The 9,858-nt window shown below is 67.6% G+C and carries 7 protein-coding genes; 4 read left to right on the top strand and 3 right to left on the bottom strand.

What is annotated here, in order from left to right; all coding sequences use genetic code 11:
- Nucleotides 1–83 precede the first annotated feature (83 nt).
- Genes N7367_RS16345 through N7367_RS16335 form a run of 3 tightly spaced genes read left to right on the top strand, consistent with a single transcriptional unit; the run spans nucleotide 84 to nucleotide 2,481 of the window.
- Entirely contained in the window at nucleotides 84–1,346 is a 1,263-nt protein-coding gene (locus N7367_RS16345; RefSeq protein WP_279942795.1) for a histidine kinase, read from the top strand.
- A complete protein-coding gene (locus tag N7367_RS16340; RefSeq protein ID WP_279942794.1) occupies nucleotides 1,336–2,103 on the top strand; it encodes a LytTR family DNA-binding domain-containing protein in 768 nt (255 codons plus the stop codon). The genes N7367_RS16345 and N7367_RS16340 overlap by 11 nt, the downstream gene beginning before the upstream one ends.
- Nucleotides 2,104–2,136: 33 nt before the next feature.
- Nucleotides 2,137–2,481 carry a hypothetical protein gene (locus N7367_RS16335; RefSeq protein ID WP_279942793.1) on the top strand — a complete coding sequence of 115 codons (345 nt, stop codon included), beginning with the start codon at nucleotides 2,137–2,139 and terminating at the stop codon, nucleotides 2,479–2,481.
- A gap of 39 nt (nucleotides 2,482–2,520) precedes the next feature.
- On the opposite strand, the gene N7367_RS16330 is transcribed toward N7367_RS16335, so the two are convergent.
- Together N7367_RS16330 and N7367_RS16325 are read right to left on the bottom strand one after the other, a co-directional pair.
- On the bottom strand, nucleotides 2,521–3,135 hold the full coding sequence (locus tag N7367_RS16330; RefSeq protein ID WP_053518857.1) for a hypothetical protein: 615 nt from the start codon (nucleotides 3,133–3,135) through the stop codon (nucleotides 2,521–2,523).
- A 330-nt stretch (nucleotides 3,136–3,465) separates the two neighbouring features.
- The gene (locus N7367_RS16325) at nucleotides 3,466–5,577 is read right to left on the bottom strand and encodes a M13 family metallopeptidase (protein WP_065175391.1); all 2,112 of its coding nucleotides are present in this window, start codon (nucleotides 5,575–5,577) and stop codon (nucleotides 3,466–3,468) included.
- A gap of 287 nt (nucleotides 5,578–5,864) precedes the next feature.
- On the opposite strand from N7367_RS16325, the gene N7367_RS16320 reads away from it, so the two are divergent.
- Nucleotides 5,865–8,816 carry an EAL domain-containing protein gene (locus tag N7367_RS16320; RefSeq protein WP_279942791.1) on the top strand — a complete coding sequence of 984 codons (2,952 nt, stop codon included), beginning with the start codon at nucleotides 5,865–5,867 and terminating at the stop codon, nucleotides 8,814–8,816.
- 66 nt (nucleotides 8,817–8,882) lie between these two features.
- Here N7367_RS16320 and N7367_RS16315 read toward each other — a convergent pair whose 3' ends face one another.
- Nucleotides 8,883–9,764 carry a LysR family transcriptional regulator gene (locus tag N7367_RS16315; RefSeq protein ID WP_279942790.1) on the bottom strand — a complete coding sequence of 294 codons (882 nt, stop codon included), beginning with the start codon at nucleotides 9,762–9,764 and terminating at the stop codon, nucleotides 8,883–8,885.
- Nucleotides 9,765–9,858 lie beyond the last annotated feature (94 nt).

Below are 9,858 nucleotides of genomic sequence, written 5' to 3'. Positions count from 1 at the left end.
CTTTCCCGCACTTCGTCGCAGGCCGCTTGTCTGCCGGGCAGGCCGCCCTATGCTCGGCTTACCCCTTTCACCAAGGCGCCGCCGTGTTCGCCAGCCTCACTCTCATTTTCCGTCATCTGTTGGCCTGGGCCGCGGCGCTGGTCGTGGCCGGCATGGTCTGGAGCGGCATCTTCAGCGGCATGAACGATGGCCCGGGCTGGATCTTCGGCCTGCTGGCGATGTTCCTGATGATTACCGCGCTGGGCAGTGCGATCAGCCATGTGCGCCGGGTCTGGCTGGTGGCCGGGCGCCTGGACGCGAGCACGCTGTCCGGGCGCCAGCGTCGGCAGGTGGAACTGCCGATGGATGCCGGCCAGGCCTTTGCCGTGGTCGAGGCGGCCGTGGCCGAGCTGCCCCGGGTGGAGGAGGTGGAGAGCGCGGCCGGCAGCCTGCAGGTGCGCGCCTACGTGCGCCGCGTCGACCCCTGGAACGGCCGCCAGCCCTCGCGCTGGAACCTGCCCGCGCGGCTGGCGATCAAGCGCAACGGCGTGCTGGCCACGGTCACGCCCGGGCAGGGCACCAGTACCGTCACCCTGCTGTTCGAGCCCGATGCGGGCTGGTGGGCCGATCTGCTGGCGCTGGACGAAGGCAGCAACTACGAGAATGCCGAAGCGGTCACCCGTGCGATCAGCCGTCGGGTGGCCGACCAGCGCCGCACCGAGCAGGCCGCCGCGGAGCAGACCCAGGTGGAAAAGGAGCTGTCGGTGGCGCGCCTGAATTTGCTGCACGCGCAGGTCGAGCCGCACTTCCTGTACAACACGCTGGCCAATGCCCAGGTGCTGACCCGTACCGATCCGGCGCGGGCCGAGCAGATGCTGGGGCACCTGATCCAGTACCTGCGCAGTTCGTTGCCGCAGGTGGACGAATCGATGTCCACCCTCGGCGTGGAGCTGGAGCGTACCCGCGCGTACCTGGAGATCCTGCGGATCCGCATGGGCGCAAGGCTGGCGGTGGAGGTGCAGGTGCCGCCGGAACTGCATGCGGTGAAGCTGCCGGCGATGGCGCTGCAGACGCTGGTCGAGAACGCGATCAAGCACGGCCTGGAGCCCAAGCCCGGAGGTGGAACGATCTGGATCCTGGCGCGGGGCTTCGACGACCACGTGACGGTGACCGTGGCCGATGATGGGCTGGGCTTCGGCCAGGGCACCACCAGCGGCACCGGCATCGGCCTGAAGAACCTGCGCGAGCGGCTGCGCCTGACCTGCGGCGAGCAGTCCGGCGTAGCGATCGTCGCCAATTTCCCCAGTGGCGTTGCCGCGACCATGACATTGCCGCCATCCAACAAGGAGCGCAGCCATGCCGCTTGAAGCCCTGATTGCCGAGGACGAGGAACTGCTGCGGCAGTCGCTGGTGGACCAGCTGCGCCGGCTGTGGCCGGAGCTGAAGCTGGTGGCCGAGTGCGAAGACGGCGCCAGTGCACTGGAGCAGCTGGCCGAGAAGCAGCCGGACATCGCTTTCCTCGACATCCGCATGCCGGGCATCACCGGCATCGAGGTCGCGCGTGCACTGTCCGAGCTCAGCCCGCGCACGCAGGTGGTGTTCGTCACCGCCTACGACCAGTACGCCATCGATGCCTTCGAACAGGGTGCGATGGACTACCTGCTCAAGCCGGTCAGCGATGAGCGCCTGCTGGCCACGCGCGAGCGCCTCCTGGCGCGGTTGCCCTCCACGCGCCACGATGATGCGGTGCTGGAACGCCTTCTGCAGCGTCTGGGACCGGGACAGAACGGTGACCGCCCGCCGCTGGCGTGGATCACCGCCAGCAATGGCCGCGAGACCCAGCTGATCATGCTGGAGGACGTGGTCTACTTCCGCGCGGACAACAAGTACACCACCGTGATCACCGCCGCCGGCGAGAGCCTGCTGCGCACCCCGCTGCGCGAACTGCTGGAAGTGCTCGATCCGCAGCACTTCCGCCAGATCCACCGCTCGACCATCGTCAACATGAAATCGGTCGCTGCGGTCAGCCGCGACGATACCGGGCGCGGTGTGCTGCGCCTGCGCCAGCGGCCGGAAACGCTGGTGGTCAGCCAGCCCTTCATGAGCCTGTTCCGCGGCATGTAGCCGCGACGTTGCATCCTGCCCCGAGGAATGACCATGCCCCGTCTTCTGCTTGTGTGTGCTGTGCTGCTGGCACTGGCCGGCTGCGAAAAATCCAGTAATTCCTCGATTACCCGCGCGCGCGCCAACGGCGTGGACACGCTGTACAGCAAGGGCACCGTCGTCGATGGTCAGGCGCGGTTCCAATGCATCGCCAGCAGCAGTGGCAGGTGCCACTATCTCGTGCTGGATCCGGCCTGCAGCACCGAGGCCACCTGCGCCACGCCGCCCCTGCGGCGTTTTACGGTGGCCGTAGGCCAAACCGAAACCATGCGAGGCCTGCCCGAGGGCTTCCACCAATGCGTCAGCCAGGACCCGATAGAACAATGCCACCGTGAGTGATCACGGTGGCATTGTGGACCCCCCCGTTTTCCGCAAGGGTCAGTAGGCAGGCTGCAGCGTCAGTTCGTGATGGTGTTCGGTTTCGCCTACATGGTTCAGCCGCCCGACCAGTTCGGAGTGCTGCTTCATCCGGCCGATCTCGGTCATGATGCGGATGTCCTCATGGCGCAGCTCGCGCCTGGCGGTGACCGCCTGCTTGTAGTCCAGCACTTCCGGGTAGTGCTCGGCCAGGTCCAGCGCCTCGGCCACATGCTCGACGCTGTCGGCCTTGGAACTGATGCGGGCCCGGCTGTTGAAGGCTTTCATCCAGCGCTCGAAGCCGGCCTGCTGGTCGAACATGTTGGCCATGAACCAGATCACGAACAGGATCGAGACCCATGAGCCGAACACGATCACCACGCGGGTGAAGGTGATATGGAAGTCGTCACGCCACAGGTAGTTGGCGATCAGGCCCAGAATCACCAGCGACGCCGCCTGCCAGCCGATGATGGAGGCGATCAGCCACTGGCACTTGGCCTGGGCCAGCACCGCCACTTCATCGCGGATCTGCTGCTCGCTGAGATTGCGCCAGTGCGCGACCTGTTTGTCGAACGGGCTGCTGTAGAGCTCGTTGTCGCGAAGCAGAATTCCCAAACCCTTGAACAAAGCAATCATGGCTGGCTCCTTGTGGAACGTGCGTCGATCAGCGTTGGACGGTGTGGCGGGTTCAGTTCTAGCACTTCCAGCGAGCGGTGCAATGGGCGGAACGCCAAGCGCCGTAAGGGTCTTGTCCGGTCGGGTGAAGTTTTGTGCGATGCAGCACAGTGCCCGCAGCCTGCGACAGGATGTCGCAGGGTGAAACGTGCTGCGGGCGCACATGAAACCGGGGATGAGCAGGAATCCCGGTGAATCGCGTCGTCTTCGGCCTGAATCGGCACCGACCGCGCAGCCCGCCGGGCCGGTGCAGATGAAAACGGGCGCCTCGCGGCGCCCGTTTCCCTCATCTCACCAGACTTTGACCCGCTTGTCGGGGGCCAGGTACAGCTTCTGGCCCTCCTTCACCTCGAACGCGGGGTACCAGGCGTCGATGTTGCGCACGGTGAGCGCGCGGAACTGGCCCGGCGCGTGCACGTCGGTCAGCAGCGAATTGCGCAGCGCCTGCTCGCGGCTCTTGCTGCGCCATGCCTGGGCGAAGCCGAGGAAGAAGCGCTGGTCCGGGGTGAAGCCTTCCAGGGTCTGGCCCGGCTTGCCCTGCAGCGACAGCTGGTAGGCGTCGTAGGCCGTTCCCAGACCGGCGACGTCAGCGATGTTCTCGCCCAGCGTCAGCTTGCCGTTGACGTGCACGCCGGGGAACGGCTCGTAACTGCTGAACTGGGCCGCGAGCGCGTCGCCGGCGGCGTTGAACTGCTTCAGGTCCTCGGCGGTCCACCAGTTGTGCAGCTTGCCGGTCTCGTCGAACAGCGCGCCGGCATTGTCGAACCCGTGGCTGATCTCATGGCCGATCACCGCACCGATCGCACCGTAGTTCACCGCATCATCGGCGGCCCCATCGAAGAACGGCGGCTGCAGGATCGCGGCCGGGAACACCAGGCGGTTCTCCAGCGGCACGTTCATCGCGTTGATGGTCTGCGGCAGCATCGCCCACTCACCGTGGTCGACCGGCTTGCCCAGCTTGGCGATGTTGCGCTGGTACTCGAACAGCTCGGCGCGCTGTGCATTGCCCAGCGGATCGTCGCGGCGGATTTCCAGACCGCTGTAATCGCGCCATTTTTCCGGATACCCCATGCCCACGGTCAGGCCGGCCACCTTTGCCTTGGCGCTGGCCTTGGTCTGCGGCGACATCCACGACAGCGCGTCGATGCGCCTGGCGAACGCGGCGATGATGTTCTTCGCCATTTCGTCCGCGCGCTCCTTGGTCCTGGCGTCGAAGTGCTTCTCGACATAGCGCTTGCCGATGGCCTCACCGACGGCGTGGTTGGCATCATCCACCGCGCGCTTCCAGCGATCGCTCTGCTGCGGCGTGCCGCTCAGCGCGGTGCCGTGGAAGGCGAAGCGGGCATCGGCGAACTTCTTCGGCAGGTACGCCGCGGCGCGATCCAGCGCATGGAAGGCCAGGTAATCCTTCCAGACCTCCAGCGGCTCGGTGGCCACCAGCCTGGACAGCCCGGCCACCGCCCTGGGCTGCCAGACGATGAAGTCCTGCTGCTTGCCCAGTGCAGCGGCATCGAGGAAGGCGGTCCAGTCCATGCCCGGGGCCTTGGCGTTGAAGTCAGCCTGGGTCCAGGGGTTGGCACCCTTGGTCACGTCGTTGGTTTCTTCCTGGGTGGCGTGCGCCTGCGCGATCTTCGTTTCCAGCGCAACGATGCGCTGCGCCTTGCCGGCCGGGTCGGCGCTGCCGGCCAGCTGCAGGAGCTGCGCGATATAGGCCTGGTACTGCTTGCGCAGTTCGGCCATGCGGCCGTCGCCCAGATAGAAGTCGCGGTCGGGCATGCCAAGTCCGCCCTGCACCAGATACGGCGCGGTGCGGTCCGGCTGCAGCAGATCGACCGAGACCCACAGGCCGAACAGGCGGTCGGTGTAGAAGTTGGTGGCATTGAGCAGGTCGACATCGGCGCGCATGTCGCCGCCCAGCGCGCGGGCCAGGCCGGCCTTGTCAGTGATCGCATCGATCGCCTTCAGCTGCGGCTGCACCGGCGCGATACCGCGCTGCTCGATGCCGGCCTCATCCATGAAGGCGGCGTAGTAATCGCCGATCAGCTTGTCCTCGCCGCTGGCCTGGGCATTGCCGGCAGCGCCTTCGAGGATGGCGCGGGTGTCGGCCTGGGTCTTCTCCGCGATGACGTTGAAGCTGCCGAAGCGCGAGCGGTCGGCGGGGATCTGGGTGTTCTTCACCCAGGTGCCATTGGCGAAGCCGAAGAAATCGTCGCCGGCGGCGATGCTGCGATCCATGCCGCTGGCATCGAAGCCGAAGCTGCCCAGCATCGGCTTGGCGGCTGCGGGGGCGGATGCGGCCGGCGCGGCGGTACTGGCCGCCGGATCGGCGGCGCGGTCGCAGGCGGCCAGGGACAGGCTGGCAGCAATGGCCAGTGCCAGGGTGGGACGGCGCAGCTTGGACATGGACTTCTCTTGCGGCGGGAAAACGCCAAGTCTAATCCGCTCCGATGCGACGGGTCGCACCGTTGTGGCGCAAGGCTGTGCACGATCTGGCTGAACGCGGTGCGGCGATCTTCACGCCGTCACCGCCGTGGTGCATGCTGCATGCCGGACCCCTGCGCGGACGCAGGCAGGTGACCCGGCGTGGCGGGCCCGGCGGTCAAGAATGGCAGTCGCCGGCCGCTGAGGTCGGGGATGTGGAGGAATCGTTCGCGCATGAAGCCAGCCCACTGGACAGGGAACACCCACCGATGCCCGCGCTGAAACGCGCGTTGGCCCGGCCACTGCGCGCCATCACCTGGGGCGGGGTGGTGCTGGGCGTGCTGCTGGTGGCCGGTCTGGCGATGATGCTGGTCAATGACCACCATCGGCGGTTGGAAGCGGCGCAGCGGCAGAGCCGGGCACTGGCGGTCGGCAGCGAGCGCCTGCTGGCATTGCAGCTGCGCAATCTGGAGCGGGCGATGGGCGGCATTTCCGCCGACGCCGCCGAGCTGTTCCGGAGCGTGCCGGCACAGGCACCGCGGCTGCTCGATGCGGCCGTGGCCGGCGTGCTGCAACGGCACGCCGAGCTGCACAGCATCGTGGTGCTCGACAGCTACGGACGTGCGCTGACCGCGGGCCAGGGCGACCTGCAGCTGCCCCTGTGGACCGATCCGCAACGGCGCGGCCCTGGCAGTGCGCTGTACATCGGGCCGCCGCAGCGGGGCAGCGATGATGGCTGGGTGGTGCCGCTGGCGCTGCCGCTGGACGACGACCGCTGGCTGCTGGCGCGCCTGCGCTGCGGCGAACTGCAGCGCATCATCGGCGGGCTGGACGTGGGCCCGAACGGCCTGGTGTCGATCAGTGATGCCGAAGGCTACATGTTGGCGCGCGTGCCCGATCCGCATGGCACGGTCGGACACCGCTACGAGCTGCCCGGGCGCGATCTGCTCGGCAGGCAGGCGGTGATCGAACTGGGGAACATGCCCGGCGTGGTTGACGGCGTGCCGCGCATCACCACCATCAGTACGCTGGAACGCAACCCGCTGGCGGTGCAGGTCGGCCTGGCCGAAAAGGACGTGCTGGCGCCGTGGTGGCCCTACCTGCAGGCATCGGTGGCCATCGTGCTGGTCTATGTGGCCGTGCTGCTGGTGCTGTTGCTCGCCGTACAGCGCACGATCCGCCGGCAGCAATCGATGGCCGAGGAACTGCAGGCCGGCAACGCGGAACTGCGGCTGGCCCACCAGGTCGGGCGGGTCTGCACCTGGTACGTCGATGAGGATGCTGCACTGCTGCGCTGGTCACCGCTGGCACGCGAAATCTTCGGCGTGCAGACCGACGCGCTGCCGGTGGCCGATTTCTTTGCCCGGGTGCACCGCGATGATGCCGCACGGCTGCAGAAGGCGTTTGACCAGGCATTTGCCGGCAACGCGGTGATGGATGAGGTATTCCGCCTGGTGCTGCCGGGTGGCGCGGTGCGCTGGGTCGGCGCGCGGGGCCAGCGCGTGCCGGTGGCCGATCGCCAGCGGCGCATGATCGGCGCGCTCACCGATCTCAGCGAGCGGTATCAGGCCCGTGAACAGATGAACCAGGTCGAACGGCGCTTCCGCCTGCTGTTCGACCGCAATCCTGCGCCGTTCTGGGTGTTCGATCCGGACACGCTGCGCTTCATCGAGGTCAACGATGCGGCCGTGCGGCAGTACGGCTACAGCCGTGAGGAATTCCTCACCATGAGCATCCTCGACATCCGGCCGCGGGAAGGGTGGGACGAGGTCAAGGGAGCCATCGCGCGGGCGCGCGTGGGCGACCTTCCCGATGCTGCCGTGCGCCTGCACCGGCGCAAGGATGGCAGTGTGTTCGAAGTGCGCGCACATTTGTCCCGGCTGGATTTCGATGGCCAGCCGGCCTGCCTGGTACTGGCCGAGGATGTCAGCGAGCGGATGGCCTATGAGCGCGACCTGGCTTACCAGGCGCGGCACAACCCGGCGACCGGGCTGCTCAACGTGCGCGCGCTGACCGAGCAGCTGGATGCCCAGGCGGAGGGCTACACCATCGCCTTCGTGCAGCTGCGTGGCCTGCAGCTGGTGGCCGACACGCTGGGCCGGGAGATCGGCGATGCGGTGCTGCAGTCGATGGCCTCGCGCCTGGGTGTGCTGGCGGCACGTTACGGCGCGCTGGCCTTCCAGCCGGCCGAGGATTTCGTGTTCGCCATCGGCGCCGCGCATGACACCCCGCGCGTACTCGACGATCTGCTGCAGATCGTGTCGGCACCAATGCGTGGCAAGGATTCGCTGCACCAGTTCGAGCCGCGCATCGGCGTGGCGGTGCACACGGCAGATGATGGCCACAGCGCCGAGCAGGTGATCGGCATGGCGGCACAGGCGGCGCACGCCGCGCGCGCCGAAGGGGATGTGGTGGCCTGGTTCGACGCTGCGGTCACCACGCGCCTGGCTGATCGCCTGCGCCTGGCCGGGCGCATCCATGCGGCGATCGACAGCGAGTTCCAGCTGTACTTCCAGCCGATCCGCCACGCCAGCGACGGCAGTCCGGCGGCACTGGAGGCATTGCTGCGCTGGCCGCAGGCCGATGGCAGCTTCATTCCTCCCAACGAGTTCATCCAGCTGTGCGAGGACACCGGTCTGATCCTGGCCCTGGGGCGCTGGGTGATCCGTGCGGCGGCCCAGGCGCAGCGGCGCCTGGTGGAGGCGGGTTGGGGCGATCTGCCGATCGCGGTGAACGTGTCGGCCGTGCAGTTCTTCAACAGCGACCTGGTGGCCGAGTTCACCCGTGCCCAGCAGGACTTCGGCCTGGCTCGCGGCGCGCTGCATGTGGAGCTGACCGAGAGCAGCCTGATGCGCAAGCCGGCGCAGGCGATGCAGACCATGCAGCGCCTGCACGAGCAGGGCATCTGCGTGTCGCTGGATGATTTCGGTACCGGCTACTCCAGCATGTCCTACCTGCAGCACCTGCCGCTGGACATCCTCAAGATCGACCGCAGCTTCGTCGCCGACGTGGAGACCAATCCGCGCAACGCATCGATCTGCAGGGCGCTGCTGTCGCTGGGCCACAGCATGGGCCTGACCATCATTGCCGAGGGCGTGGAAACGCCGGGGCAGCTCGACTGGCTGGCCGCGCACGGCTGCGACCAGGTGCAGGGCTACCTGCTGGGACGTCCGGCCCCTCTGGAGCGGGTCATCGGCATGCTGGACGAGGTTGCTGTCTAGCCCATGTTGCGGCTTGCCGGGCATGGCCTTGCGCCCGCGTGTCACGGGTGTTGTCCGGTGGCCTCGTCAGATCCCGGCCTCCACCAGGTAATCGATGAAGCTGCGCACCTTCGGCGCCAGATGGCTGCGGCTGGTGTAGACGGCGAAGATGCCGATCGGCGCCGCTTCCCAGTCCGGCAGGATGCGCACCAGGCGGCCGTCGGCCAGCGCCTCCTGGAGCAGGAAATCCGGTTGCAGGATCACGCCCATGCCGGCAATCGCCGCCTCGCGCAGCACGTCGCCGTTGTTGGCGCGCAGCAGGCTGTTCACCGTGACCTGGACGTCGCCTCCGGGGCCGTGCAGTGGCCACTGGTCGCCGCCGGCCCAGTAGCTGTAGCCCAGGCATGCGTGATCCTGCAGTGCCTGCGGCGTGGCCGGCGTGCCGTGCGCAGCCAGGTAGGAGGGCGCCGCGCACAGGCTGACCCGAGATTCGCCCAGGCGGCGCGCGATCAACGTGGGCCCGGGCTCGCGGGTGATGCGGATGGCCACGTCGTAGCCTTCTTCGACCATGTCCACCAGACGGTCGGACAGGGCCAGGTCCAGTTCCACCTGCGGGAACCGCTCGCGGAAGCCGGCCAGCAGCGGGCCGAGACGGGCGATGCCCCAGCTGACCGGCGCATTGATGCGCAGCAGGCCGGACGGTTCCAGTGCCTGTGCGCCGATGCTGGCCTCCAGTGCGTCGAACTCCGCCAGCAGGCGCACGCACTGCGCGTAGTAGGCGGCGCCGGCACTGGTCGGGCTGACCCGGCGGGTGGTGCGGTGGAGCAGCCGCGTCGACAGGCGCTTCTCAAGCGCCGCAACCTGCCGGGTGACGCCGGCGGTGGACATATCCAGTGCCTGGGCGGCCGCACTGAAGCCATTGCGCTCGACCACGGCCACGAACACACGCATGGCGTCCAAAGTGTCCATTGTTGCGCCTTATGAAATAAATACGGTCGAATCATCGTATTTATCGGCATCGGTCGGCGCAATAAGCTGTGCTTCTTCCCTTTCGAGGCCCCGC

The sequence above is a fragment of the Stenotrophomonas sp. GD04145 genome, from assembly GCF_029835135.1.
GTDB classification, from domain to species: domain Bacteria; phylum Pseudomonadota; class Gammaproteobacteria; order Xanthomonadales; family Xanthomonadaceae; genus Stenotrophomonas; species Stenotrophomonas maltophilia_P.
Note: the sequence above shows the minus strand (reverse complement) of the source record. Positions and strands in the feature narration are given on the sequence as shown.

Excerpts from the sequence above, each read along its gene's own strand:
- N7367_RS16320 (WP_279942791.1), top strand. The coding sequence starts at position 5,865 with ATGCCCGCGCTGAAACGCGCGTTGGCCCGGCCACTGCGCGCCATCACC.
- N7367_RS16340 (WP_279942794.1), top strand. The coding sequence starts at position 1,336 with ATGCCGCTTGAAGCCCTGATTGCCGAGGACGAGGAACTGCTGCGGCAG.
- N7367_RS16325 (WP_065175391.1), bottom strand. The coding sequence starts at position 5,577 with ATGTCCAAGCTGCGCCGTCCCACCCTGGCACTGGCCATTGCTGCCAGC.
- N7367_RS16335 (WP_279942793.1), top strand. The coding sequence starts at position 2,137 with ATGCCCCGTCTTCTGCTTGTGTGTGCTGTGCTGCTGGCACTGGCCGGC.
- N7367_RS16330 (WP_053518857.1), bottom strand. The coding sequence starts at position 3,135 with ATGATTGCTTTGTTCAAGGGTTTGGGAATTCTGCTTCGCGACAACGAG.
- N7367_RS16315 (WP_279942790.1), bottom strand. The coding sequence starts at position 9,764 with ATGGACACTTTGGACGCCATGCGTGTGTTCGTGGCCGTGGTCGAGCGC.